Here is a 25950-nt window from a genome sequence, read left to right as displayed (position 1 = left end):
TCACCTCCTGGGGAGCGGCAAAGAACGGTGCCATTCAAAGAAAGCGGGAAGGACGGCACGAAGAACGCGGAAGGCTGATATTCCCCCGCGTACCGTGCCGATCCGGACGAGTTCATGTTCCGGAGCGTCCACGACCACTCGTACGGCCGCAACCGGACGCTCTCCGGCCCCGACGGCGCTCCACAGCGTCGCCGCGGACTCCATGTCCACGGCGATCGCCCCGGTCGCGCGCAGCTCGGCCCGTTCGTGGCCACGCACCACGTGGTCGGAGCCGATGAGCGGACCGGTGTGCACGGTGCGGCCGGGCAGCGCCGCGCTCAGCGCCTTGGCCAGCACCTCCGTACCCACGCAGGCGGTGGTGCCGCGTGGGTCGCGGGTCTCTTCGGCGACGACCAGGTCCCCGGGGTGCATTCCGGGGGCCAGGCCCGCGCAGAACCCGGAGGCGATCACGGCCGCCTCCCGGTTCGCCGCCGTGCCCAGGCCGCGCAGCACGGCCCGCTCGGCGGCCCTGGGCCCCATGCCGCTGCGCAGCACGGTCACCACCTGGCCGGGGGTGCGGCCGCGGCCGCCGCTGCGCAGCGCCAGTTCCTCGATGGTGAGCGCACAGGCGACGAGCAGCGGTACGGGTTCCGGGAGGGCGGGGCGTACGTCCATCACTTCCCCTTGGGGCCGCTGGGGGAGAACGGTTCTCCATGGACGTAACGGCCGAGTGCGGTGAGCGGGAACACCTGGCGGTAGAGGTGGTAGTTGATCGAGAAGTCCCAGGGGAAACCGGTCCCGGTGAAGTACGGCTCGTCCCAGGAGCCGTCCTCGCGCTGGGTGGCGACGAGATGCGCGATCCCCCGCTGGACCGCCGCGCTCTCCCGCTCCCCCGCCGCGAGCAGCGCGAGCAGCGCCCAGGCGGTCTGGGAGGCGGTCGAGGCGCCGTGCCCGATCCACTTCTCCTCGCGGTAGGAGCGCAGGTCCTCGCCCCAGCCGCCGTCGTCGTTCTGCACCGACTCCAGCCAGGCGACGGCCCGGCGGATGGCGGGGTGCGAGCCGGGAAGTCCCGCCGCCGTCAGGGCCGGTACCACCGAGCCCGTTCCGTAGACGTAGTTGACGCCCCAGCGGCCGAACCAGGCGCCGCTCGCCTCCTGTTCGGCGAGCAGCCACTCGATGCCGCGCCTCGTGCGCGGGTCGTGTGCCTTGCCCTCGACCGCCAGCATCTCCACCACATGCGCGGTGACGTCGGCCGACGGCGGGTCGATGACCTCGCCGAAGTCGCAGAACGGCAGCCGGTTGGGGAACGGGCTGGTGTTGTCGGCGTCGAAGGCGGCCCACGCCCCGTTCTTCGACTGCATACCGAGCGTCCAGCGCGCGGCGCGGCGGATCGCGCCCTCGACCCGCTCGGGGTCGGGGTGGCGCACCCGGCGCAGCGCGAGGATCACCTCGGCGGTGTCGTCGATGTCCGGGTAGTTGTCGTTGTGGAACTCGAACGCCCAGCCGCCGGGCGACAGTCGGGGCTTGCGCACGGCCCAGTCGCCGGGCCGGACGATCTCCTCGCCGAGCATCCAGTCGACGGCCTTCACCAGGGCCGGATGATCGGCGGGCAGCCCCGCGTCGGCGAGCGCGATGGTGGCGAGGCACGTGTCCCAGACCGGCGACTGGCACGCCTCGATCATCCGGGCGCCGTCCTCGCGCCACACCGCGAACCGGTCCAGGGATTCGAGGCCCGCCCGCATCACGGGGTGCTGGAGGTCGTAGCCGAGCAGATGCAGGGCGATCACCGAGTACACGGCGGGCGGCTGGATCCCGCCCCAGCAGCCGTCGTTCTCCTGGCGTTCGACGATCCAGCGGGCGGCCATGTTCATCGCGGTACGGCGCAGGGCGCGCGGGGCGAGGCGGTGGTAGACGTGCAGCGCCTTGTCGAGCCGCTGGAAGGCGCCGTCCCAACTCGCCATGGGAGCAAGGCTCTTGGCCGGGTTGGGGTCGCGCGCGTCGGTGTGCAGCTCGTCGAGCGCGAAGGGCGCGGGCCGTACCGGCCGCTTGGCGGAGACCACCGTGAGCGGCACGATCGTCTGCCGGGCCCAGCAGCCGAAGTCGTAGATGTTCAGCGGGAACCACTTGGGCAGGAACAGCAGCTCTGGCGGGAGTTCCGGCAGGTCGTCCCACTTCCACCAGCCGAACAGCGCGAGCCAGATCCGGGTGAAGACCCGGCAGGCGGCGATCCCGCCCTGCTCGCGGATCCACGCCGAGGCCCGCACCATGTGCGGATCGTCCGGCCGGTCCCCGGCGAGCCGCAGCGCCACATACGCCTCGACGGTGGCGGAGAGCTCGGGCGGGCCGCCGTGGAAGGTGGCCCAGGTGCCGTCGTCGCGCTGCTCGCCCCGGATGAAGAGCGCGGACGCGTGCACGGTCTTCTCGTCCTGGATACCGAGGAACTGACGCAGCAGCAGATCCTCGGCGTCCATGGTGACGTTGGTCTCCAGGTCGCCCTTCCACCAGCCCAGGGCGTCCTGGCGGCCGAGCAGATGCTCGGCCCCGCGTTCCGTCGCCCGCCGGGCGGCGTCCCGTACCCCGTCCGCGCCAAAGGGTGGTTCGGTCGGTTCGCTGGCCGCGGCGGCCCGAGGCTGGAGGGCCTCGGCGCTTCCGTCGGTCGTCGCTGTCATGGCTTCCCCTTAATGCAAGTGCAGGTGCTGACTTCTGCTGTGCTGGGGTCTCCGTCGGATCGCGGCCCGTTCTGGCGGGCCCGATCCGGCGACGCTGCGTCATATGGGAATGGTGATCATCTCTTTCGTACGACGACGAAGTCGGCCAGCGCGGTGAGCTGGGCCCGTACCTGCTCCGGCATGTCCACCCGGCTCAGCGCCTCGATCGCCACGGTGTGCTGGCGGCGGGCCTCCTGCGAGGTCCACTCACGGCCGCCCGCCTCCTCGATGAGGGCGGCCCGGGTGGCGAACTCCTCCTCGGAGAACGTGTCGAAGTCGTTGCTCTTGGCGTCGGCGGCCAGCAGTTCGCCGAGACGCTCGGAGGCCGGGCCGCCGGCGGCGAGCGCGGCCACCACCGGCAGGGACTTCTTGCGCTGGCGCAGATCGCTCCAGGTCTGCTTGCCGGTCGCGTCGGGGTCGCCCCAGATGCCGAGCAGGTCGTCGACGGCCTGGAAGGCGAGGCCGAGGTGGTAGCCGTACGCCTCCAGGGTGTCGGCCGTCTCGTCGTCGGCGCCGCCGAGCACCGCGCCGATGGAGCAGGCGCAGGCGAGCAGCGCGCCCGTCTTGTTGCCCTCCATCTCCAGGCACTCCTCGACGGTGACCCGCTCGCGGTGCTCGTAGGAGATGTCCTGGGCCTGGCCGTCGATGAGCTTGCGGCTCGCGGTGGTCAGGCGGCGTGTCGCCCGCCCGGCCTCGACCGTGCCGAGCTCCAGCAGCACCTCGTTGGCCAGCGCGAACAGCGCGTCGCCGACGAGGATCGCCTGCGCCGGGCCGTGCACCTTCCACACCGTGTCGCGGTGGCGGCGCTGCTCGTCGCCGTCCATCAGGTCGTCGTGGAGCAGCGAGAAGTTGTGCACGAGCTCGACCGCGACCGCGCCCGGGATCCCCACCTCGGGCTTCGCCCCGGCCGCCTCGGCGGAGAGCAGCGCGAGCGCGGGCCGCACGGCCTTGCCGCCGTCGCCGTCCGCCGGGTTGCCCTGGGCGTCGATCCACCCGAAGTGGTAGGCGGCGACGGTGTCCATGGGAGCCGCGAGCCGGTCCACGGCCGTGCGCAGCACCGGGGTGGACAGCGCCCTGCCGCGTTCCAGAAGCGCGGCGACGTCCACGGTGTCGACAGCCGATTTCGCCGAAGGCACAGTCGGCACGGTCTCTCCTCTTGTTCCAGTGCTGCTAACGGTCATGCCGCCTCCTGAAGCGGATGGGCGTGGGAGCGCCCGAGCACGGCGAGAGCCGCGCCGGCGGCGCTGAATCCGCTGCGTACGGCGCCCTCCATCGTCGCGGGCCAGCCGGTGGCGGTCCACGCGCCGGCCAGGTAGAGACCGGGGGCGTTGGTACGCGCCGTCGGCCGCAGCCGTCCGACGCCGGGGGTGGGGGCGAACGTCGCTGTCCGCTCCCGGGTCACGAAGAAGTCCCGTACGCCCGCGCCGCGCGCGGCGGGCAGCAGCCGTTCGAGCTCGGGGAGGTACTTGGCGCGCAGCGCGGCGACCGGCTCGTCGATCTCGTCCCCGGCGGCCGACTGGGAGACCGCCAGATACTGGCCGCCGCCCGTGAGCCCGGAGGACTCGGTGCGGTCGAAGACCCACTGCACGGGGCTGCCGAGCGCGGCGAAGAACGGCTGGCGCAGCACCTTGCGGTCGTAGACGACGTGCAGGTTGAGGATCGGCGCGGTGCCGATGTCGAGGAGCTTGCCCGGGTCGTCGAGCGCGCCGTAGGGCAGCAGGTCATGGGCCTCGCGCTGCGGCACGGCGAGGACGACGGCCTCGGCGTCCAGCGTCTCGGCGCCGGTGCGCACCTGCCAGACGCCGCTCTCCGTACGGGAGACGGAGTCGGCCTTCGTACGGGTCTCGACGCGGACCCCGGCCGCCGCGAGCGCCTTGCGCGCCAGCGTGTCGTGGAGCTCACCGAGCGGCACGTGGGCCCAGCCGATGTCGGCGGCGCCCGGCTCGGAGAGCAGCCCGGTCTTGAAGACCATCGCGGCGAGGCCGAGGGAGGCGTGCGGCGCCGTCGCGTTCAGGGTCGCGACCCCGACCAGGTCCCACAGGGCCTCGATGGCGCGGGGCGACTGGCCGTGGCGGCCGAGCCAGGTGGCGAAGTCCACGCCGTCGAGCGCCGGGTCGGCCGGGTCCAGGCCCTTGAGCGCGAGTGCGGCGCGCCCGACGGAGGCCCGCTCGGCCAGCGAGAGGTGCGGATAGGTGGCGAGGCTGCTCGCCAGGTGCAGCGGCACGGGCAGCGCCGTGCGGCGCAGCCTGCCCAGGCGCGGCCCGCCCGGGCGCGCCACATCGAGGACCGGCACGTCCAGGCGGCGCTGCAGGGGTGCGAGCCCGGCGCCGCCGACCCGGTCGAGGAACCAGCCGTACGCCGTGCAGCAGCGCAGGTACACATGCTGACCGTTGTCGACGGTGAGCTCGCCGCGCCGGAACGAGAAGGCGAGGCCGCCCAGGCGCGGGCGGCCCTCGACGAGGGTCACGCCGAGTCCGGCGTCGGCCAGTTCGAGCGCGGCGGTGATGCCGGCGAGTCCTCCGCCGACGACCACCGCGCGGTCGGGCTGCGGGGCTGTCATACGCCCTCCCCTCCGGTCGTGCTGCTGTCGTGCGCGCGGCCGGCCGTTGCTCTCAGGGACGCGGTGGGATAGCGGAGGGTTCCGCACCTTCTGCGCGTAATGCTCCTCGGCCGCACGTCCAGGTGCCGATGGGCCATCAGGCGCGCCTCCTGGCGGTCTGCCGGGAGACGGTACGGGTGTCGAGCCCGGACAGTCCGCGTACCGCGACGTACGCCTTCTCGCGGCCCGGCAGCGAGACCCGGCCGCGCAGCACGGCCTCCGGGTCGCGCTCGATGCGGTCGAGCAGGCGCCGGTAGATCCCCGCCATCGCGGCCACGCAGGCACCGCTGCGCCGGTCGAGCATCGGCAGCAGCCGGTAGCCCTCGGCGAACAGGGCCCGGGCGCGCCGCACTTCGAAGTGGACGAGCCCGGCGAAGTCGGATCCGGCCGGCGGCACCGGGGTGTGGAAGCCCGCGGCGCAGCCGAACTTGGCCAGGTCGTCGGCGGGCAGATAGGTGCGCCCGTTGCCCGCGTCCTCGCGAACGTCTCTGAGGATGTTGGTGAGTTGGAGCGCGAGCCCCAGCGTGTCGGCGTACTCGGCGGCGCGTTCGGCGCCCGGTGCGCCCGGTTGTGTACCGAACACGCCCAGGGAGAGCCGGCCGATGGCACCGGCGACACACCGGCAGTAGACCTTCAGGTCGTCCCAGGTCTCATAGGTCTCGCCGCGCACGTCCATCAGGACGCCGTCGATGAGCTCGTCGAGGCCGCCGAGCGGGATCGGGAAGCGGCGCGCCGCGTCGGCGAGCGCCACCGCCACCGGGTCGGTGTCGTCCTCCTCGACCGCGCCCTCGGCGATCTTGCCGAGCAGTGCCCGGGTCTCCTCCAGGCGCTGGTTCTTGGCGTCGGCGGGCAGCGTGCCGTCGCCGATGTCGTCGACCCGCCGCGAGAACGCGTAGAGGGCCGACATCGCCTGCCGCTTGTCGGTCGGCAGCAGCCTGATGCCGTACGCGAAATTGCGCGCCTGCTGCCCGGTCACGGCCTCGCAGTAGCTGTACGCGGCCTGTACCGGCGGGGACACGTGTGCGTGTGGATCCACGGTCCGGCTCACCCCTCTCTACGCGCTCTACGCAACACGGCTCCCACTTCGCGCAGCAGACTGGACTTGGTGGGCTTGGGCGGTCCAGGGAGTACGTCGTGGCCGGCGGCAGCGACCGCGTCGAGCGCGGCGCGTCCCCCGGCCACGAATCCGGCCAGCAGCAGCTTGAGTCTGCCGTGGACGCTACCCACCAGGGAGGTGCCTTCATTCAGCAACTGTCCGGCGCGTTCCGCTTCGAACGCGACCAGGGCGCGCACCGACGCGCTCCCGTGCGCCGCGGCCAGATCGGCCTCGGCCACATGGAAGCGCCGCATGTCCTCGGCGGGCAGATAGATACGGTCCCGGCCCAGGTCCTCGGAGACGTCCTGGAGGTGCTCGACGATCTGCAGCGCGGTGCAGACGGCGTCGGAGCGGCGCACGCGCTCGGGGCTCTCGGTGCCGGTGATCGCGAGGACCAGGCGGCCCACCGGATTGGCCGAGAGTTCGCAGTACGCGACCAGGTCCTCGTATGTCTCGTACCGCTTGACCTGCTGGTCCTGGCGGTTCGCGGCGACGAGGCCGAGGAACGGCTCGGGGCTCAGCGAGCGGCGGCGGACGGTCGGCTGGAGGGCGAGCAGCAGCGGGTGGTGCGGCGTGGCGTCGAAGACGCGCCGCAGGTCGGTCTCGAAGGCGTCGAGCATGACGAGCCGGTCGTCCGCGTCGGCCGGGGACACGCCGAGCGCGCGGGCGTCCGCGCCGCCGGGCGCGAGGTCGCCGTCGCCGATGTCGTCGACCAGGCGGGCGAAGCCGTACACGGCCATCAGGTCGTCACGCCAGGCGCGCGGCAGAAAGAAGGGGGCCACCGGGAAGTTCTCCTCCGTGGCCTTGTCGAGCGTGGTGCGCGAGGGGGAGTCGGTGCGCACGTCCCGGACACCTGTCACCGGGGACCGCCCGGTACGGGAACGGCGGAGGTCTCTCGTCGTTGGAGATTTCCCGTAGCCATTGCCGTCATATCTCCCGTTCTACACCGCCGACCCAAAATACCCCATTTCGGACACGCCGCCGAACCTCCCCAGTGGAGGACGGCTCCCGCGAGGGGCGCCCGGTGCGGTCCCGCCCTTCCGTCACGATCAACACCGGTACAGCTTACGTTGTACAACGCCTGACAACACGTCGGGGTGTTGCGCGCATTACAAGAACACTTCAATCCACGCCAACCTTCCCCCGACGCAGGCGACTTGACGCAGCCTTGACATGGACGGCCCGCCTCCGGACCACCCCCAGGGACGCGAAGACCCCCGCCGGGGTTGATCGACGGGGGCTTTCAAGGGGATGCGGTAGTGGCCAGGGCCTAGCGGCACCGGTACACCACCAAGGGGCGCGGGGAACTGCGCGACCAGCCACAGACGACCCGCAGCCGAAGTGACCGGTAAGCCGCGCGCCCTAGCGCCCCGTCTCCTTCTGGTAGGCCTTGACCACCTCGTCCGTGGGGCCGTCCATCAGGAGCTCGCCCCGCTCCAGCCACAGCACCCGGTCGCAGGTGTCGCGGATGGAGCCGATGCTGTGGCTGACCAGGAAGACCGTGCCCGCGTGCTTGCGCAGCTCGCGGATGCGCTCCTCGGAGCGGATCTGGAACTTGCGGTCACCGGTGGCCAGCGCCTCGTCGATCATCAGGACGTCGTGGTCCTTGGCGGCGGCAATGGAGAACCGCAGGCGGGCCGCCATGCCCGAGGAGTACGTCCGCATCGGCAGGGTGATGAAGTCGCCCTTCTCGTTGATGCCGGAGAAGTCGACGATCTCCTCGTAGCGCTCCTTGATCTCCTCGCGCGACATGCCCATGGCCAGGCCGCCGAGGATCACGTTGCGCTCACCGGTCAGCTCGTTCATCAGCGCCGCGTTGACGCCGAGCAGCGAGGGCTGGCCGTTGGTGTACACCTTGCCCTTGGCGGGCGGCAGCAGCCCCGCGATGGCCCGCAGCAGGGTCGACTTGCCCGAGCCGTTGGTGCCGATCAGGCCGATCGCCTCGCCCCGGTACGCCGTGAAGGAGACACCGCGTACGGCGTGCACCTTCCGCATGCCCCGGGACTCGCCCTTGTCGCGCCCGACGATCCGGCTCAGCGCGGCGGTGGCGCTGCCTCGGCCGCCGCCCGCGCCGTTGACGGTGTACACGATGTGCACGTCGTCGGCGATGACGGTGGGGATGCGCGCGCCGCTGTCGTCGGCGATCCGGTTGTTGTCCTCAGCCACGGCCGTACTGCTCCTCTGCCTTCCAGAAGTACACGAAGCCCACGACGCCGACGGCCAGCGCCCAGCCGACCGCCGCCACCCACACGTGCGGCGGCAGGTTGTGGCGGCCGTATCCGTCGATCATGGCGAACCGGGCCAGGTCCATGTAGACCGCGGCCGGGTTCACCTGGAGCACCTGGGCGAGCCAGTGCGGCTTGCCCTGGAGGACCACCTTGATGCTGAACATGACACCGGACGCGTACATCCAGGTGCGCAGGATGAACGGCATCAGCTGGGCCAGGTCCGGGGTCTTGCTGCCGAGCCGGGCCATGATCAGCGCGAGGCCCGTGTTGAACACGAACTGCAGCCCGAGCACCGGCACCATCAGGAGCCACGACACCATCGGCTTGGTGCCGGAGGCCACCACCACGAGCACCAGGACGATCATCGAGAACAGCAGCTGCTGGAGCTGCTGGAGCGCGAAGGAGACCGGCAGCGAGGCGCGCGGGAAGTGCAGCGCGCGCACCAGGCCCAGGTTGCCGGAGATCGCCCGCACGCCCGCCATCACCGAGTTCTGGGTGAAGGTGAACACGAACACGCCCGTCACCAGGAACGGGATGTACACGTCGGACGCGATACCCCGCTTGGCGTTCATCAGGATGCCGAAGATGAAGTAGTAGACCAGCGCGTTGAGCAGCGGGGTGGCCACCTGCCAGATCTGGCCGAGCTTGGCCTGGCTGTACTGGGCGGTCAGCTTCGCCTGCGAGAAGGACAGGATGAAGTGGCGCCGGCCCCAGAGCTGGCTGCAGTACTCGAACAGCCCCGGCCGGGCGCCGCTCACCGACAGTCCGTGCTTGGCGGCGAGTTCCGCCGGGGACAGAGTTGTGTCACTCACAAGTGGAAACTTTCGCTTTCAATGAAGTACGCGCGACGACCCGGTGCGCCCGGGCCCTGCAGGGCCCGGGCCGGTTGTGCTCTCGGCTTCGAGACTGTCAGATCACCGGCGGACGGCCCAGCCGGGTCAGCCGCCAGACCGTGCGCCACCGCATGGGGCGACGCGGTCCGCACGGCGTGGTCCAGCCCTCCTTGAAGCCGCCGAACCACGCCTTGAGCGCGGGCCCGGAGGGCTTCCTGGCGAGCGTGAGGAGCATCCACACGCCGAGGTAGACGGGCACCAGGAGGGCCGGCAGGTTGCGCCGGGCCAGCCAGACCCGGTTGCGGGCCACCATCCGGTGGTAGACCGCGTGCCGGGACGGCGCCGTCGTCGGGTGGTGGAGCACCATGTCCGCGCGGTAGTCGATCATCCAGCCGGCATCCAGCGCCCGCCAGGCCAGATCGGTCTCCTCGTGCGCGTAGAAGAACTCGTCCGGCAGCCCGCCGACCTCGGCGAGGACCTTTGTCCGTACGGCGTTGGCGCCGCCGAGGAAGGTCGTCACGCGCGAGGAGCGCATCGGGTCGGAGGCGCGCAGCCTCGGGACATGGCGGCGCTGGGTGACCCCGGTCTCCGGGTCGGCGATGCGGAAGCTGATGATGCCGAGCTCCGGGTCCGCCGCGAAGGCCTGGCGGCACAGCTCGGCGGTGTCGGTGTTCGGCAGCAGGCCGTCGTCGTCGAGGAAGAGCAGGATGTCGACCTCGGCGCCGGACGGGCCGAACGCCTCGATGCCGACGTTGCGCCCGCCCGGGATGCCCAGGTTCTCGGGCAGCTCCACGGTCCGTACACCCGCCGGGACGTCCGGCACCGGGGCGCCGTTGCCGACCACGACGACCTCGACCTGGTCGCCGTCCTGCTTGGCGACCGAGTCGAGCAGCGCGCGCAGCTCCTCGGGGCGGTTGCCCATGGTGATGACGACCGCGCCGACCTTCGCGGGGGCGCTCACTTGAGCCTGCTGGAGGCGAGGATGGACACCAGGTGCAGCACGCTCTGCAGCAGCGCGATGCCCGCGAGCACCGCGACGCCGAGCCGGGAGAAGTACAGGTCGCCGCGGACGTGGTCCACGATCGCAAGGACCAGGATCAGCAGGGTCGCCTCGATGCCCATGACCAGCCGGTGGAACTTGAGCGCGCCGGCGGCCCGGCGGGCCAGCGCCATGCCGGACGAGCGCGGCTCGGACGCCGTCTCCTTGACCGGCGGCATGCCCTGCTGGTGCCGGGCCACGCCCACCAGGTCGGTCTCCGACTTGATCAGGACCGCGCCGAGGGCGGCCAGGGTGCCCAGGAAGGCCCACAGCCAGTCGATGCGGCCTGTGCCCCAGATGTCGGCGGCGCGCAGGCCGAAGCCGACAAGGACCGCGGCGTCGAGCACATAGGCCGCGACCCGGTCCACGTAGACGCCGACCATCGAGTACTGCTTCTTCCAGCGGGCGACCTCGCCGTCGACGCAGTCGAGGAGCAGATAGACCTGGGCCATCACCACGCCGAGCACGGCGCCCCAGATCCCGGGCACCAGCAGGGCCGGGGCCGCGAAGGCCGCGGCGACGGTCATCACATAGGTCAGCTGGTTGGGCGTGACCCGCGTGTTCACCAGGTGCCGGTCGACGCGCAGGGAGACCTCGCGCATGTAGAGCCGGCCTCCCCAGTGCTCGCCGCTCCGCCGGTCCTTGACGCCCGGAGGGTGCACGACCGGGCGGAGTTCAGCTACCGATGGCTTTTGCATAGTCGGCGTATGCGTCCTTGATCTGGTCTGCGGAAAGGTTGAGGTGTTCCAGGATCGTGAAGCGCCCGGGACGGGTCTGCGGGGCGTACTCGACCGCGCGGACGAACTCCAGGGCGGTGAAGCCGATGTCCTCGGGGCGTACGGGCAGGTTGTGCCGCCGCAGCACCTCGATGAAGAGACCGGCCTGCTCGGTGGCGCCGCGCAGATGCATCGCGAAGGCGGCGCCGAGGCCGACCTGCTCGCCGTGGAGCGCGGAGCGCTTGGGGTAGAGCAGGTCGAAGGCGTGGCTGATCTCGTGGCAGGCGCCGGACGAGGGGCGGGTGTCCCCGCTGATCGACATGGCGATGCCGGACAGGACCAGCGCCTCGGACAGGACGGTGAGGAACTCGTCGTCGCCGGTGGTGCCCGGGTGGCGCAGCACCGACTCGCCGGCGGTGCGCGCCATGGCGGCGGCGAGGCCGTCCACCGGCTCGCCGGTGACCTGGCGCGACAGCTCCCAGTCGGCGATCGCCGAGATGTTGGAGATCGCGTCGCCGATGCCGGAGCGGACGAACCGGTCCGGGGCCTCCCGGATGACGTCGAGGTCGATGACCATGGCGATCGGCGTGGGCACACCGTAGGAGCCGCGGCCGTTGTCGTTGTCGAGGATGGAGACCGGCGAGCAGATGCCGTCGTGCGACAGGTTGGTGGCGACGGCCACCATGGGCAGCCCGACCCGCGCCGCGGCGTACTTCGCCACGTCGATGATCTTGCCGCCGCCCAGGCCCACGACCGCGTCGTAGCGCTTGCCCTTGATGTCGTCGCCGAGCTGCACGGCCGAGTCGATGGTGCCGTCCGCGACCGGGTACCAGTCGGCGCCCGGCAGCACCGGCGCCAGCTTCTCGCTCAGCGCCTGGCCCGAGCCGCCGCTGACCGCGATCGCCAGCTTGCCGGAGGCCGAGATCCGCTGGTCGGCGAGGAGACCGGCCAGGTCGTCCAGGGCACCCCGGCTGATGTCGACGACGACCGGCGACGGAATGAGCCGGGTCAGTACCGGCATGCGATCTCACGGCCCTTCGCGAGGTCGTCGTGGTTGTCGATCTCGACCCACGAGACCTCGCCGATGGGCGCCACGTCGACGGTGAAGCCGCGGTTCACGAGCTCCTGGTAGCCGTCCTCGTAGTAGAGGTCGGGGTCGCGCTCGAAGGTGGTCTTCAGCGCGTCCGCCAGCTCCTCGGCGGCCTCGGGCTCGATCAGCGTGACGCCGATGTACTCGCCGGTCGCGGTGGCCGGGTCCATCAGCTTGGTGATGCGTCGCACACCCTCGCCCTCGGCGGTGATCACCTTCATCTCCTCGTCGGCGAGGTGCTTCACCGTGTCGAGGGCGAGGATGATCTTCTGGCCCTGGCCGCGGGCGGCCAGCAGGGTCTTCTCGACGGAGACCGGGTGCACGGTGTCGCCGTTGGCGAGGATGACGCCCTGCTTCAGGACGTCACGGGCGCACCACAGGGAGTAGGCGTTGTTCCACTCCTCGGCCTTGTCGTTGTCGATCAGCGTGAGCGTGACGCCGTACTTCGCCTCAAGGGCTTCCTTACGGGCGTACACCGCTTCCTTGCGGTAGCCGACGACGATCGCGACCTCGGTCAGACCCACCTCGGCGAAGTTGCCGAGCGTGAGGTCGAGCACGGTGGTGTCGCCGTCGACGGGCACGAGGGCCTTCGGGAGCGTGTCGGTGTAGGGGCGCAGACGCCGTCCTGCACCGGCTGCGAGTACGAGGCCGATCATGCCGTTTCTCCTTCGTCATGTACTGCGGGTGCTCCGGAGGACACCCAGAAGCGGATGGACTCCACGACCACCAGGAGCGCGATGCCTACCGCGAGGGCGGTGAGCGCCAGGGTGAAGTCCGTGCCGCGGGTGGCCAGCGTCGCGGCGAGCACCGCGACCAGCAGCGTCCGCCCCTCGTGGCCGCCGCTCAGGCGCACCAGCCAGCGCGGCGGCGCGCCGGAACCGCCCTTGATGCGGTAGACCGTGTCGTAGTGATGGTAGGCGACCGCCGCCACCAGTCCGAAGGCCGCGGGCAAGGCCCCGTTCACCTCGGAGCGGGCGGCGAGGGCCAGGACCGTGCCGTATTCGGCGGCCCGGAAGAACGGCGGGACGAGCCAGTCGAGGGCGCCCTTGAGGGGGCTGCTCACGGCGGCGCCCGCGAGGATCGCGTAGACGGCCGCGCCGACGATCACGTACGGGCCGTCGAGGTCCACGGTGAGCGCGGGGACGACCACCGCGGCCGCGCCGAGCAGGGCGAGGACCGGCGAGGTCCACGCGCCCCGGGCCCGGACGACCTTGGCGAACAGCTCGGCGAGCGGCCCGTTGTCCGCGAGCTCCACGAGGGCCTGCGCGGCCCGGTCGGTACGGGTCGCGCGGCGGGTCAGCGAGCGCAGCACGCGCCCGGCCGTGGTGTAGCAGGCCGCGAACGCGCACCCGATGAGCAGCACGTAGAAGACGGTGCGGGGTGTGGTGACGGCGGTCAGGACCGCGATCATCGCCCAGCGCTCGCCGATCGGCAGCACGATCATCCGGCGCACCCAGACCGTCCAGCCGACCGAGTCGAGCTTGTCGGAGAGGGCGGCGGTGGGGCTGGTGTTGGCGGTGGCGTCGTGGTTGGACTCGTTGAAGGAGAAGTCCACGACATGGCGGCAGGTCTGGAGCACCATCGCGCCGAGCGCGAGCGCCCATACGTCGTCGCCGCCCCGGGCCGCGCCGAGCGCCAGGCCCGCGTAGTACGCGTACTCCTTGGCCCGGTCGAAGGTGGCGTCCAGCCAGGCGCCGAGCGTCGAGTACTGCAGGGAGTAGCGGGCGAGCTGCCCGTCGGTGCAGTCCAGGACGAAGGAGAAGATCAGCAGCAGACCGGCCGCCACATAGCCGCCCCGGGTGCCCGTCGCCGCGCAACCGGCCGCGATCAGCGCGGTGAGCAGCGAGGCGGTGGTGACCTGGTTGGGCGTGAGGCCCCGGCGGGCGCACCAGCGGGCGAGGTAGCGCGAGTACGGGCTGATGCAGAAGGTGGTGAAGAACCCGTCGCGGGACTTCACGGCGTTGCGCAGCCGCACGGCCTCGTCGTCGACGGCGTCGACGGCCTTGCGGGCGGCGAAGGCGGCCTCGGGCCCCTCCGGCACGGTCGCCACCAGCGAGCCGAGCTCGGGGCGGTGCACGGCGACGCCCCGGTCCTCCAGAGCGGTGGCGACCCTGTCGGTGAGGACACCGGTGGCCGGGGCGTTCACGGCGACCGAGCCGTTGGCGGCGGGCTCCGGGTGCCCGGCGAGGTCCGCGAGCGCCCGCGTGAGCACGGGGCGGGCCTCCGCCTGGACCGTCATGGCCCCGTCGACCGCCGCCGCCGGGAACCGGGGGTCGGTCAGCGCGAGGCGCAGGGCGTGCGTATGGCCCACGAAGCGCGGGTCGACCAGGGCGACCCGCTCACCGGGCGGGACCTCGGCGAGCAGGCCGGGCAGGTCCTCGGGGCGGTGGGCCGACCGGATGTCGAAGCCCAGCGAGCGCAACTCGGTTCCGAGCTGCGACCCGGGGACCAGCAGTCCGGTCAGGATGGCGGTCGACAGACGAACTCACTCCTTGGAACTGGCATGGCTGGCTGGCACGGCTGATGTCCGGCGGCCAGGCCCGGCACAAGCGGCGGGCGGCACGTCGGCAGAGGCTATCCGGAGGCTATCGGATGCGGGGAACCGGGAGTTCATCGCCTGTTTACGCCCCGAACGGGCCCTGCGGCCGGGGCCGGCCGCGTGGATCATCATCGTCGATCAAGAGCGCGCCTCACAAACCGCCCCCCCTCGTCACGACGACCGTCGGGCCGACACGCCCGGGCCCGGTCCGACACGCTGACCTGCGGCGCCTCGATGCCCTCCCCACACACAACGTTTCCGCAGGTCAGAGCAGATGACAACGGTGTTCACTGCCGTGTTGCCCCATACCCCCCGCCCGTAGTTCACTGACCCCTCGTACGCAGATGTCACGCGGATCCGAGAGGTGGCCTCCATGGGGGCTGGGCACGACCACGGACATGCGCACGGCGGGCCCGCGCCCACCGGGACGGCCGCCGCGGCCTACAAGGGGCGGCTGCGGATAGCGCTGTGCATCACGCTGGGCGTGATGGTGGTCGAGATCGTCGGCGGGCTCATGGCCGACTCGCTGGCGCTCGTCGCGGACGCCGCGCACATGGCGACGGATGCCCTGGGACTCGCGATGGCGCTGCTCGCGATCCACTTCGCCAACCGCCCGGCCGGTCACAACCGGACATTCGGGTACGCCCGCGCCGAGATCCTGGCGGCGCTCGCCAACTGTCTGCTGCTGCTCGGCGTGGGGGGATACGTCCTGTACGAGGCGGTTCAGCGGTTCGTCGAGCCGGCCGACACCTCGGCGCCCACGACCATCGTTTTCGGCCTGATCGGTCTGGTCGCCAACATGGTCTCGCTCTCGCTCCTGATCCGCGGCCAGCAGGACAGCCTGAACGTCCGCGGGGCCTTCCTGGAGGTCCTGGCGGACGCGCTCGGCTCGGTCGCCGTGCTGGTCGCGGCCGTGATCATCATGTCGACCGGCTGGCAGGCCGCCGACCCGATCGCCTCGATCGTGATCGGCCTGATGATCGTCCCCCGTACGGTGAGGCTGCTGCGCGAGACGCTGAACGTGCTGCTCGAAGCCGCGCCCAAGGGGGTCGACATGACCGAGGTGCGGGCGCACATCGTGGCGCTCGACGGCGTCGAGGACGTCCATGACCTGCACGCCTGGACGATCACCTCGGGGATGCCGGTGCTCTCGGCGCATGTGGTGGTCAGCCAGGAGGCGCTGGACACGGTCGGTCACGAGAAGCTGCTGCACGATCTCCAGGGCTGCCTGGGTGATCACTTCGATGTGGAGCACTGCACGTTCCAGCTGGAGCCGGACGGCCACGCGGCCCACGAGGTGGGGCTCTGCCATTGAGCGGTGCGGGGCGCCCGTACCCCCCGGGCGGGTGTTCGATGATTCCGCTTCGGTCCTGCTGGGCACGATTCATTCTTCGACGCGGTGGCGCGCTCGTGACGCATGGCGCGTTGTTCTTATGCACGACGCATTACGGACATGCGGTGCCCGTCGAAGTGCGAAGACGCCGCTTTTGTACGGCAGACTTGGCAGCCGAGGACCGAAGCGAAGGATGGTTATGCCGACCACACCAGCCACTACGGCGAACAGCTCGTCGAACGGGACCGCCGAAGAGATCATGCTCGAACTGGTCGACGAGAGCGGCAATACCATCGGCACCGCGGAGAAGCTCTCCGCCCATCAGGCCCCCGGCCGGCTGCACCGCGCGTTCTCCGTGTTCCTCTTCGACCCGACGGGCAAGCTGCTGCTCCAGCGCCGCGCGCTCGGCAAGTACCACTCCCCCGGCGTGTGGTCGAACACCTGCTGCGGACACCCCTACCCCGGCGAGTCCCCGTTCGCCGCGGCCGCCCGGCGCACCCACGAGGAGCTGGGCGTCTCGCCCTCGCTGCTCGCCGAGGCGGGCACCGTCCGCTACAACCACCCGGACCCGGACTCGGGCCTGGTGGAGCAGGAGTACAACCACCTCTTCGTGGGCCTCGTGCAGTCGCCGGTGCGCCCGGACCCCGAGGAGGTCTACGAGACCGCCTTCGTCTCGCCGCAGGAGCTGACCGCGCTGCACGAGCGGGCCACGTTCTCCGCGTGGTTCATGACGGTCCTGGACGCGGCCCGGCCCGCCGTCCGCGAGCTCACAGGGCCTGCCGCGGGCTGGTGACCCCGTCGGCCACCGGGCCCAGCGGCAGCGCCACCCAGATGATCTTTCCGCCGTTCGCGGTCTGCTCGACGTCGCAGGACCCGCCCGCCTCATAGGTGATCTCGCGCACCAGGAGCAGCCCGCGCCCGCCGGTCTGCGCGTAGTCGGTCTCCAGCGCCTTGGGGCGGTACGGGTGGTTGTCCTCCACCGAGACCCGGATCCACTCCGCGCCGATCGCGACCTCGACGGCGACCTGCGGGGAGAGCAGGGCCGCGTGCTTCACCGCGTTGGTGACCAGCTCGGAGACGATCAGCAGCAGCCCCTGCACCAGATCGTCGTGGATCGGCACGCCCTGGCGGTGGAGCAGATCGCGCACGGCATGGCGGGCCTGCGGGACCGAGGCGTCGACCGCGGGTGCCGTGAAGCGCCAGACGCCCTCGTACGGGAGCGGCCTGGCCGGCACGGTGTCGGGTGGCACGCTCCCGCGGATCTCCATGTTCCGGCACCACCCTCGCACTCGGCTGTCAGGCTCTTGGTACCGAGTGTTGGGAGTGTGATGGTCCGGACCGGGCGACTGAACTGAAGTCAGCGTCTATCGACGTCATCTGATCGCCATCGACCGCGGATGTCACTTCTCAAAGCCACTCTGATCGCCGTCTGACGGCTTTGCCATGGCTTGCGGGGGTGTTTGCGGCACGGAATCCGGAGCGTCCGCGTCCGCGCCGGAGCGCGCCGGAGCGACGAGGCCCACGATCCGGCGTCCGGTGAGACCGAGCGCGATCAGCCCCAGACCGTCGAAGAACAGGGCGAGCGAGAAGAAGCAGCCGATCACATAGCGGCTGCTGCTCGGCCAGCTGCCGAGCACCAGGATCCCCAGGAGCACGCCGAACGCGCCCTGCACCAGCGTCCAGCCCATCTGCGGCCCGCGCACCACCACACTGCCCGCGAGCCGGAAGACGCCGCCGGTCAGGAAGAGCAGCGCGGCGAACATCGTCAGCGCCTCGGCGCTGCCCTCGGGACGGCGGATGACCACCACGCCCGCCGCGATGTTCAGGGCCGCGACCACCACACCGAGCCAGAAGTAGTTCGCGCCGCGCGACTGGATCGCATGCAGCAGCCCGACCACACCGCCGACCAGCAGCAGCCAGCCGAAGAGCAGCATGGAGGTGAGAGTCGCGACCCCGGTGTAGATGAGGCCGATGAGGCCCGCGACGACCAGGATCGCGCCGAGGACGGTCAGCCGTCCGAAACTGCGGCTGAGCTTTCTGCTCTCTCGTGTGGGCACGGCCATCAGCGTCTCCTCACGGCTTCACCGGGCAGCCCCCTCTTGATCATAGGAGCGGTACGGCCGGATAGCATCCGGCGCATGGAGCCGCAGCTGGAGCACACCGTGGCGGGCGGCGTGGCCACCGTCGTCATCAGCAACCCCGCCAAGCGCAACGCCATGACGTCCGCGATGTGGCGGGCGCTGCCGCCGCTGCTCGACACCCTGGCCGCCGACCCGGCCGTACGGGCCCTTGTGCTGACCGGCGCCGGAGCCACGTTCTGCGCGGGCGCCGACATCTCCTCGCTGCGCGCGCCCGAGCCCGGCGACGACCCCCAGTCGCTCGCGGTACGGGCCGAGGAGGCGCTGGCCGCGTTCCCCAAGCCGACGCTGGCGGCCGTGCGCGGCTACTGCGTGGGCGGCGGCTGTCAGCTGGCGGCCGCCTGCGACCTGCGGTTCGCGGAGGAGGGTGCCTCGTTCGGGATCACGCCCGCGAAGCTCGGCATCGTGTACGCGTCGTCGTCGACCCGGCGCCTGGCCGCGCTGGTGGGTCCGTCGACCGCCAAGTACCTGCTGTTCTCGGCCGAGTTGATCGACGCGGAGCGGGCGCTGCGGACGGGTCTGGTGGACGAGGTGCTGCCGACCGGTGAACTCGACAAGCGCGTCGCCGAGTTCACCCGGATCCTCACCACACGTTCCCAGCTCACCCAGGCGGCGGCCAAGGAGTTCGCGAACGGCCGGACCGACCGGGACGCGTACTGGTCGGAGCAGGCGCTCGGCAGCGGCGACACCGCCGAGGGTGTCGCCGCCTTCCTGGAGCGCAGGTCCCCGCGCTTCGAGTGGACCGCTTCGGGCTGAGCCCGTCCCTACTTCAGGATGAGGTGGCTCCCGGCCCGCAGCTTCTCCACCAGCTCGGCCGGGGCCTTCTCGGGCGAGCCCGCGTCATAGGGCGGCTGCGGGTCGTACTCGGTCAGCAGCTGCACGGCCTGCGCGAACTCGTCGCCCGCGATACGGCCGACCAGGGTGAGCCCCATGTCGATGCCGGAGGAGACCCCGGCCGCGGTGACGTACTTGCCGTCGATGACCACGCGCTCGCCGGTCGGCTCGGCGCCGAGCGCAGCCAGGTCGTCGTAGGTGAGCCAGTGGGTGGTGGCCCGGCGGCCGGTCAGGAGCCCGGCCGCCGCGAGCAGCAGCGAGCCGGTGCACACCGACGTCGTCCAGGTCGTGGTCGCGTCGACCGCGCGCAGCCAGCCGGTCAGGGCCTCGTTGTCGACGAGCTCCCGGGTGCCGGGGCCGCCCGGGACCACCACGATGTCGGGGCGGTCCACCTCGGCCAGGGTCTTCTCGGCGACCAGGTGGAGGCTGCCCTTGTCGTTGACGACCGGGCCCGCCTGCTCGGCGACGAAGACGACCTCGGCGTCGGGGAGGCGGCAGAGCGTCTCGTACGGGCCGATGGCGTCCAGGGCGGTGAAGCGGTCGTAGAGCAGTACGGCGATCTGCATGGGGTTCCTTTCGACGGAACGGTGGTCGCAGCTGACGGCGGATCGAGCCGCAGGGCCGGGACCGGCCGGGCGACGGGTCGGGTCAGAGGGCGGGATGGAAGCGGCGCCGGTATTCGGCGGGCGCGGTTCCGAGGGTCTTCACGAAGGCGCGGCGCATCGCCTCCGGGGTGCCGTAGCCGGACGCGCGGGAGATCTCGCGCACCCCGTCGGCGGTGTCCTCCAGGAGGCGCCGGGCATGTTCGACGCGGACGCGCTCCACGTACCGGCCGGGCGTCGTGCCCGTCTCGGCCTGGAAGGCGCGGGCGAAGTGGCGGGGCGAGAGGCGGGCGCGGGCGGCCAGGGCGTCGACGGTGAGGTCGGCGTCGGGGTGCTCGCTGATCCACTGCTGCACCTCGCGCAACGGCTCGCGCTGTGCGGTCTGGGCGGCGAGCTGGGCGCTGAACTGGGCCTGGTTTCCCGGGCGTCGCAGGAACACCACAAGGCGCCGCGCGACGGTGAGCGCGGCCTCGCGGCCCAGGTCCTCCTCGACGAGGGCGAGGGCGAGGTCGATGCCCGCGGTGACACCCGCCGAGGTGGAGACGTTTCCGTCGCGTACGTAGATGGGGTCCCGCTCGACGGTGACTTCCGGGTGCTTGCGCGCGAGGGTGTCGCAGTACGCCCAGTGCGTGGTCGCCCGGCGCCCGTCGAGCAGCCCCGCCTCCGCGAGCAGTTCGGCGCCGGTGCAGACGGAGACGAGCCGTTCGGCGCGGGGCCCGTGCTCGCGCAGCCAGGCGATCAGGCGGGGGTCCGGGGCGCGGGTGCCCTGTCCGCCGGGCACCAGCAGGGTGTGCGGCACCTCCGCGTCGGCCAGGGAGCCGTCGGGGACGAGGGTGAGCCCGCTGGAGGCGCGGACCGGGGCGCCGTCCAGGGAGGCGGTACGGATCGCATACGCGCCGCCGGGCTCTTCGGCGACGTATCGGTCGGCCCCGGAGAAGACCTCCACCGGGCCGGAGACATCGAGGCTCTGGACGTCCTCGAAGAGGACGACGAGCACGGTTCGCTGCGCCATGCCCATGATTCTTCGGGGTGCCCGCCATGTCTGCAATGACGAGCATCCCACCTTTCCTGCCATGGAATGCGTGGAGGTTCATGCCGTACGGACTGGAGGTCCGACCGGGGGTTCACGACGTACCGACCAGTCGGTAACCTGCGGGCATGACGTCTCTCCCGCCGCGCGCCGGCCGCCGCTGCCACAACTCCATCAACCCGCTGCACTCGACGGTCTACTTCTCCCCCGACTACGACAAGGAGCTCGCGGGGATCGGTATCGAGGACCCGCGCGCCGCCTACTTCGCGGGCCGCGCCGCCGCGCTCGGCGCGGTCGGCCCCAGCACGATCACCGCCACCTTCTACAACTTCAACCACGAGCTCGTCGCCCGGCACGTACCGGCGGTGTGGGACATCGCGTCCCCCGAGGACGTGCTCGCCGCCCGGCTGCGGGCCACCGACAGCACGCTGCGGCGCCTCCTCGGCGAGGAGACGGTGGCCTCGGACGAGATGGCCGAGGCGGCGCAGCTCGCGCTGCGGGCCACCGAGGGCTGCACGCGGCACGCCCGGCCGCTGTACGCCGCCCACGCCGACCTGCCGGTGCCCGAGGAGCCGCACCTGGCGTACTGGCACGCGGCGACGCTGCTGCGCGAGCACCGGGGCGACGGCCACCTGATGGCGCTGCTCGACGCGGAGCTCGACCCGCTGGAGGCACTGGTCAGCCACACCGCCACCGGCAAGGGCATGGCCCCGCGCTGGATCATCGGCACGCGCGGCTGGCGGCGCGCGGACTGGGACGCGGCGGCCGCCCGGCTGCGCGAGCGCGGACTCCTGGACGCCGACGGCGAGTTGACCGCGGCGGGCACGGCGCTGCGGGAGGCAGTCGAGGACCGCACGGACCGACTCGACCTCGCCCCGTACGCACTGCTCGGCGAGGCGGACGTGGCCCGGCTGACCGAGCTCGCCCGGGGTTTCCTGATGACGGCCCTGGCGGCGGGCGCGTTCCCGGCGGACCTGACCGGCAAGGGATGACCCTGTCCGGGGACCGACCCGGCAAGGGCTGATCGGCGATTGTCGGTGCCGCCTGCCACAATGGCGCCTCAAGCTCATCGAGAAGGCGGTACGGGATCGTGACGACGTCCATCGAAGGCAGGATCGCCGAGGAACTCGGCGTACGGGAGCGGCAGGTGAAGGCCGCCGTCGAGCTGCTCGACGGCGGGTCGACCGTGCCGTTCATCGCGCGCTACCGCAAGGAAGCGACCGAGATGCTCGACGACGCCCAGCTGCGCACCCTGGAGGAGCGGCTGCGGTATCTGCGCGAGCTGGAGGAGCGCCGGGCGTCCGTCCTCGATTCCGTACGGGAGCAGGGCAAGCTCACCGAGGAGTTGGAGCGGCAGATCCTGGCCGCCGACACCAAGGCCCGCCTGGAGGACATCTATCTGCCCTTCAAGCCCAAGCGGCGCACCAAGGCGCAGATCGCGCGCGAGGCGGGCCTTGAGCCGCTGGCCGAGGGGCTGCTCGGCGACCCGTCGGTCGAACCGCTCGCGGCGGCGGCCGCGTTCGTCGACGCCGACAAGGGCGTCGCCGACCCGGCGGCCGCCCTGGAGGGCGCCCGCGCCATCCTCACCGAGCGCTTCTCCGAGGACGCCGACCTGATCGGCGAGGTGCGCGAGCGGATGTGGACCAAGGGCCGGCTCGCGGCGAAGGTGCGCGCCGGCAAGGAGGAGGCGGGCGCCAAGTTCGCCGACTACTTCGACTTCGCCGAGCCCTTCACCGCACTGCCCTCGCATCGTGTCCTCGCCATGCTGCGCGGCGAGAAGGAGGAGGTCCTGGACCTCGTCCTGGAGCCCGAGGAGCCGTCCGACACGCCCGGGCCCTCCGCGTACGAGAACATGGTGGCGCGCCGCTTCGGCATCGCCGACCGGGGCCGCCCGGGCGACAAGTGGCTGGCGGACACGGTCCGTTGGGCCTGGCGCACCCGGATCCTGGTCCACCTCGGCATCGACCTGCGGCTGCGGCTGCGGACGGCCGCCGAGGACGAGGCGGTACGGGTCTTCGCGTCCAACCTGCGCGACCTGCTGCTGGCCGCCCCGGCCGGTACGCGCGCGACGCTGGGCCTGGACCCCGGGTTCCGTACGGGCGTGAAGGTGGCCGTCGTCGACGCGACCGGCAAGGTCGTGGCGACGGACGTGATCCATCCGCACGTCCCGGCGAACCGGTGGGACGAGGCGATCGCCAAGCTGGCGCGGCTCGCCAAGGAGCACGCGGTCGAGCTCGTCGCCATCGGCAACGGCACGGCGTCCCGCGAGACGGACAAGCTCGCGGGTGAACTGATCACCAAGCACCCGGAGTTGAAGCTCACCAAGGTGATGGTCTCCGAGGCGGGCGCTTCGGTGTACTCGGCCTCGGCGTTCGCCTCCCAGGAGCTGCCGGACATGGACGTGTCGCTGCGCGGCGCGGTCTCCATCGCGCGCCGCCTCCAGGACCCGCTCGCCGAACTGGTGAAGATCGACCCCAAGTCGATCGGCGTCGGCCAGTACCAGCACGACCTGTCCGAGGTGAAGCTCTCCCGCTCGCTCGACGCGGTCGTGGAGGACTGTGTGAACGGCGTCGGGGTGGACGTCAACACCGCGTCCGCGCCGCTGCTCTCGCGGGTCTCCGGCATCGGCGCCGGGCTCGCCGAGAACATCGTGGCGCACCGCGACGCCAACGGCCCGTTCCGCTCCCGCAGGGCGCTCAAGGACGTGGCGCGCCTGGGCCCCAAGGCGTACGAGCAGTGCGCGGGCTTCCTGCGCATCCGGGGCGGCGACGACCCGCTGGACGCCTCCAGCGTGCACCCCGAGGCGTACCCGGTGGTGCGGCGGATGGTGAAGACCTCGGGCAGCGAGGTCGCGGCGCTGATCGGCAACACGGCGGTGCTGCGGTCGCTGCGGCCGGACTCGTTCGTCGACGAGACCTTCGGTCTGCCGACGGTCACCGACATCCTGCGCGAGCTGGAGAAGCCGGGCCGCGACCCCCGCCCCGCCTTCAAGACCGCCTCCTTCAAGGAGGGCGTCGAGAAGATCGGCGACCTGGAGCCCGGGATGGTCCTGGAGGGCGTGGTGACGAACGTGGCGGCGTTCGGCGCGTTCATCGACATCGGCGTGCACCAGGACGGCCTCGCGCATGTCTCGGCCCTCTCGAACAAGTTCGTGAAGGACCCTCGCGAGGTCGTGAAGCCGGGCGACATCGTCAAGGTGAAGGTCATGGACGTCGATGTCCCACGGAAGCGGATCTCGCTGACGCTGCGGCTGGACGACGACGCGAACGCCTCGGGCGGCGAGCAGAAGCGGGAGCAGCGTGGTGGGCGACCTCCGCAGCAGCGCCAGCAGCGGCGGGGTGGCGGTGGCGGCGACCGCAGTCGCCAGACGCCCCCGCCCGCGAACGGCGCAATGGCAGACGCCCTCCGCAAGGCGGGGTTGCTGGACCCGAAGGGTCGCCGCTAAGCGGCACGCCGCCGCTGTGGCTGCCGCCGCCCTCTGTTGCCGCCGCTGTGGGCGTGCGTGCCGCTAGGGGCGGCACGGGCGGGCACAGCGGCACCCCGTCCCGGGCCACCGTTCCTCCTATCCGCGCCCCGTTCGCGGGCAAGCGCTCGGCTGCGGACCGTGCGGGGCTGGTCGCGCAGTTCCCCGCGCCCCTGAAACTGCGCCCCTTCGGGTCGCAGCCCAGCGGCGGGCGGAACGGACGACAGTCCGCCGAGGCGGGGGGCGGCAGCAACCGGGGTGGGCGATGGCCCGGCACAAGCCGGAGTGGGCGGCGGCCCGGCGCCAGTCGTAGCGGACGGCGACTCGGCGCCAGCCGTACGCGGCGCCCGGCGGCTACGCCTCCAGGGCCACCGGTCCCGACGTCGCCCGCTCCGCGTTGCGGCGGGTCTTGGCCCAGCCGTTGCGGCCCCGGGCCATGCGGACGAAGGCGCGGGCCGAGACGATGAACAGGTGGTACGCGTACAGCCACAGGGCAACGCCCCACAACAGCGCGGTCAGGCGGGACGCGTCCGGGGCGTGGTCGCGGCGGTAGACCGGGCCCCACAGCACGAACGGGCCGATCGCCAGCGCCGCCAGGATCAGCGTGAGCGGCCACAGCACCAGCGAACCGAGACCGCCGAGCACCAGCATCGCCACGCTCAGCGCGAGCGTGAGCAGATGCGCGACCGGCTGGCAGAACGTGTACAGCGTCTCCAGCACACCGCGCCCGCTGTAGTGGCGCGACGAGATGATGCGCGGGGCGTAGCGCACGCACTGGAAGTTGCCCTGCGCCCAGCGCGTCCGCTGCGTCAGCAGCCGGCGTGCGTGCGGCAGGCCCTCCTGGGAGACCCAGGTGTCGGCGATGTGCGTGATCCGGAAGCCCGCGAGGATCATGTGCAGGCCGAGTTCGTAGTCCTCCAGGAGCGCACCGCGCTGCCACGGGCGCCGCTCGGCGTCCGCGATCCGGTCGAGCGCGGAGAGCCGGGTGAACTGGCCGTTCCCGCCGAGCCCCACGGAACCCGTACGGCGACGCAGCAGCTGCATGCCCGCGTTGGAGACCGCGAACTCCATGTCCTGGACGCGCACGAGCAGCCGGGCGAACGCGTTCCGGACGCGTCCCCGCTCCGGCAGCGGCCGAGGGTCGTCGACGTTGCGCATCCGCACCCCGACCTGCACCCCGCCGATCTCCGGGTCCCCGAACGCCTCCGGTCCCGAGACGAGTTCGAGGGCACGCGGGTCGAGCCGCCCGTCGGCGTCCACGACGCACACGACGACCCTGCCCCGGTCGACCCCCTCCGGCAGGAACTCACCGAGCTGGTCGTACGCCGCGTTGAGCGCGTCCCCCTTGCCCGTACGGGCCTCCGGACGCACCCGGCGTACGAGATGAACCCGCCGGTCGTCCTCCGCGAGCGCGGCGACGATCAGACCGGTCCGGTCGTCACTGTCGTCGTCGATCACCCAGACATGCGCGGCAGGAAAGTCCCCTCGCAGCTGCGCGACCGTAGTCCCGACAACAGCTTCCTCGTCCCGGCACGGCACGAAGAAGTGCCAGTCCAGGGCGGCCGGGTCACCGGCTTCCGTCGGCGGCCGACGCACATACGAGCGCCGAGCCCCGGCCCAGTAGAGGAGAAAACAGGTCAAGAGGGCGAAGGGGAAGAGGAATATGAGCAGGCTGGAGAACACGGGAAGTCTTTCAGTGGAGATGCGGTGGCAGGGGGCCCGT

General features: G+C 71.7%; 23 protein-coding genes. 5 read left to right on the top strand and 18 right to left on the bottom strand.

All coding sequences use genetic code 11. The annotated features are described in order from the left end of the window. From BG418_RS37980 to BG418_RS37920, 13 genes are all read right to left on the bottom strand, one after another. The gene (locus BG418_RS37980) at nt 1-654 is read right to left on the bottom strand and encodes a 1-hydroxy-2-methyl-2-butenyl 4-diphosphate reductase (protein ID WP_188278637.1); all 654 of its coding nucleotides are present in this window, start codon (nt 652-654) and stop codon (nt 1-3) included. Then, complete coding sequence (shc, locus tag BG418_RS37975) at nt 654-2648, bottom strand: squalene--hopene cyclase (protein ID WP_188278636.1); 1995 nt, start codon at nt 2646-2648, stop codon at nt 654-656. The genes BG418_RS37980 and shc overlap by 1 nt, the downstream gene beginning before the upstream one ends. A 116-nt stretch (nt 2649-2764) precedes the next feature. Next, nucleotides 2765-3868 carry a polyprenyl synthetase family protein gene (locus tag BG418_RS37970; RefSeq protein WP_223186012.1) on the bottom strand — a complete coding sequence of 368 codons (1104 nt, stop codon included), beginning with the start codon at nt 3866-3868 and terminating at the stop codon, nt 2765-2767. After that, on the bottom strand, nt 3865-5247 hold the full coding sequence (hpnE, locus tag BG418_RS37965) for a hydroxysqualene dehydroxylase HpnE (RefSeq protein WP_188278634.1): 1383 nt from the start codon (nt 5245-5247) through the stop codon (nt 3865-3867). Before hpnE ends, BG418_RS37970 begins: the two co-directional genes overlap by 4 nt. A gap of 136 nt (nt 5248-5383) precedes the next feature. Then, nucleotides 5384-6334 (bottom strand): presqualene diphosphate synthase HpnD, encoded by a 951-nt coding sequence (gene hpnD, locus BG418_RS37960; protein ID WP_188278633.1) that lies wholly within the window; start codon nt 6332-6334, stop codon nt 5384-5386. Continuing rightward, a complete protein-coding gene (gene hpnC, locus BG418_RS37955) occupies nt 6331-7224 on the bottom strand; it encodes a squalene synthase HpnC (protein WP_188278632.1) in 894 nt (297 codons plus the stop codon). The genes hpnD and hpnC overlap by 4 nt, the downstream gene beginning before the upstream one ends. A gap of 520 nt (nt 7225-7744) precedes the next feature. Beyond that, nucleotides 7745-8527: an ABC transporter ATP-binding protein gene (locus BG418_RS37950; protein WP_188278666.1), complete on the bottom strand. Its 783-nt coding sequence runs from the start codon at nt 8525-8527 to the stop codon at nt 7745-7747. Between the two features lie 13 nt (nt 8528-8540). After that, nucleotides 8541-9422 carry an ABC transporter permease gene (locus BG418_RS37945; protein ID WP_188278631.1) on the bottom strand — a complete coding sequence of 294 codons (882 nt, stop codon included), beginning with the start codon at nt 9420-9422 and terminating at the stop codon, nt 8541-8543. A 97-nt stretch (nt 9423-9519) separates the two neighbouring features. Next, complete coding sequence (locus BG418_RS37940; RefSeq protein ID WP_188278630.1) at nt 9520-10404, bottom strand: glycosyltransferase; 885 nt, start codon at nt 10402-10404, stop codon at nt 9520-9522. Then, the gene (locus BG418_RS37935; RefSeq protein WP_188278629.1) at nt 10401-11180 is read right to left on the bottom strand and encodes a CDP-alcohol phosphatidyltransferase family protein; all 780 of its coding nucleotides are present in this window, start codon (nt 11178-11180) and stop codon (nt 10401-10403) included. Before BG418_RS37935 ends, BG418_RS37940 begins: the two co-directional genes overlap by 4 nt. Then, a complete protein-coding gene (locus BG418_RS37930) occupies nt 11158-12219 on the bottom strand; it encodes an iron-containing alcohol dehydrogenase family protein (protein WP_188278628.1) in 1062 nt (353 codons plus the stop codon). Before BG418_RS37930 ends, BG418_RS37935 begins: the two co-directional genes overlap by 23 nt. Next, on the bottom strand, nt 12207-12944 hold the full coding sequence (locus tag BG418_RS37925; protein WP_188278627.1) for a sugar phosphate nucleotidyltransferase: 738 nt from the start codon (nt 12942-12944) through the stop codon (nt 12207-12209). The genes BG418_RS37930 and BG418_RS37925 overlap by 13 nt, the downstream gene beginning before the upstream one ends. Continuing rightward, nucleotides 12941-14767, bottom strand: a complete 1827-nt coding sequence (locus tag BG418_RS37920; protein ID WP_188278665.1) for a DUF5941 domain-containing protein — start codon at nt 14765-14767, stop codon at nt 12941-12943. Before BG418_RS37920 ends, BG418_RS37925 begins: the two co-directional genes overlap by 4 nt. A 433-nt stretch (nt 14768-15200) precedes the next feature. Between BG418_RS37920 and BG418_RS37915 the strand changes: the two genes are divergently transcribed. Together BG418_RS37915 and idi are read left to right on the top strand one after the other, a co-directional pair. Further along, the gene (locus BG418_RS37915) at nt 15201-16142 is read left to right on the top strand and encodes a cation diffusion facilitator family transporter (RefSeq protein WP_188278626.1); all 942 of its coding nucleotides are present in this window, start codon (nt 15201-15203) and stop codon (nt 16140-16142) included. A gap of 217 nt (nt 16143-16359) precedes the next feature. Continuing rightward, on the top strand, nt 16360-16953 hold the full coding sequence (gene idi / locus BG418_RS37910; protein ID WP_188278625.1) for an isopentenyl-diphosphate Delta-isomerase: 594 nt from the start codon (nt 16360-16362) through the stop codon (nt 16951-16953). On the opposite strand, the gene BG418_RS37905 is transcribed toward idi, so the two are convergent. Together BG418_RS37905 and BG418_RS37900 are read right to left on the bottom strand one after the other, a co-directional pair. Beyond that, entirely contained in the window at nt 16928-17428 is a 501-nt protein-coding gene (locus tag BG418_RS37905) for an ATP-binding protein (RefSeq protein WP_188278624.1), read from the bottom strand. The genes idi and BG418_RS37905 overlap by 26 nt on opposite strands. 132 nt (nt 17429-17560) lie before the next feature. Beyond that, on the bottom strand, nt 17561-18223 hold the full coding sequence (locus BG418_RS37900) for an HdeD family acid-resistance protein (RefSeq protein ID WP_188278623.1): 663 nt from the start codon (nt 18221-18223) through the stop codon (nt 17561-17563). A gap of 75 nt (nt 18224-18298) precedes the next feature. On the opposite strand from BG418_RS37900, the gene BG418_RS37895 reads away from it, so the two are divergent. Next, nucleotides 18299-19054, top strand: coding sequence for an enoyl-CoA hydratase/isomerase family protein (locus BG418_RS37895; RefSeq protein WP_188278622.1), 756 nt, complete (start codon nt 18299-18301; stop codon nt 19052-19054). Between the two features lie 8 nt (nt 19055-19062). Here BG418_RS37895 and BG418_RS37890 read toward each other — a convergent pair whose 3' ends face one another. Together BG418_RS37890 and BG418_RS37885 are read right to left on the bottom strand one after the other, a co-directional pair. Further along, nucleotides 19063-19698 carry a DJ-1/PfpI family protein gene (locus BG418_RS37890; protein WP_188278621.1) on the bottom strand — a complete coding sequence of 212 codons (636 nt, stop codon included), beginning with the start codon at nt 19696-19698 and terminating at the stop codon, nt 19063-19065. Between the two features lie 82 nt (nt 19699-19780). After that, nucleotides 19781-20746, bottom strand: a complete 966-nt coding sequence (locus tag BG418_RS37885) for a GlxA family transcriptional regulator (RefSeq protein ID WP_188278620.1) — start codon at nt 20744-20746, stop codon at nt 19781-19783. A gap of 146 nt (nt 20747-20892) precedes the next feature. Here BG418_RS37885 and BG418_RS37880 point away from each other — a divergent pair, with 146 nt between their 5' ends. After that, nucleotides 20893-21756 (top strand): SCO6745 family protein, encoded by an 864-nt coding sequence (locus BG418_RS37880; protein ID WP_188278619.1) that lies wholly within the window; start codon nt 20893-20895, stop codon nt 21754-21756. 98 nt (nt 21757-21854) lie between these two features. Next, the gene (locus BG418_RS37875; RefSeq protein WP_188278618.1) at nt 21855-24209 is read left to right on the top strand and encodes a Tex family protein; all 2355 of its coding nucleotides are present in this window, start codon (nt 21855-21857) and stop codon (nt 24207-24209) included. Between the two features lie 372 nt (nt 24210-24581). Here the strand turns inward: BG418_RS37875 and BG418_RS37870 are convergent, their stop codons facing one another. Then, on the bottom strand, nt 24582-25910 hold the full coding sequence (locus tag BG418_RS37870; RefSeq protein WP_188278617.1) for a glycosyltransferase: 1329 nt from the start codon (nt 25908-25910) through the stop codon (nt 24582-24584). Nucleotides 25911-25950: the final 40 nt, after the last annotated feature.

This window comes from Streptomyces sp. CBMA152 (assembly GCF_014596475.1).
Classification (GTDB): domain Bacteria; phylum Actinomycetota; class Actinomycetes; order Streptomycetales; family Streptomycetaceae; genus Streptomyces.
Note: the sequence above shows the minus strand (reverse complement) of the source record. Positions and strands in the feature narration are given on the sequence as shown.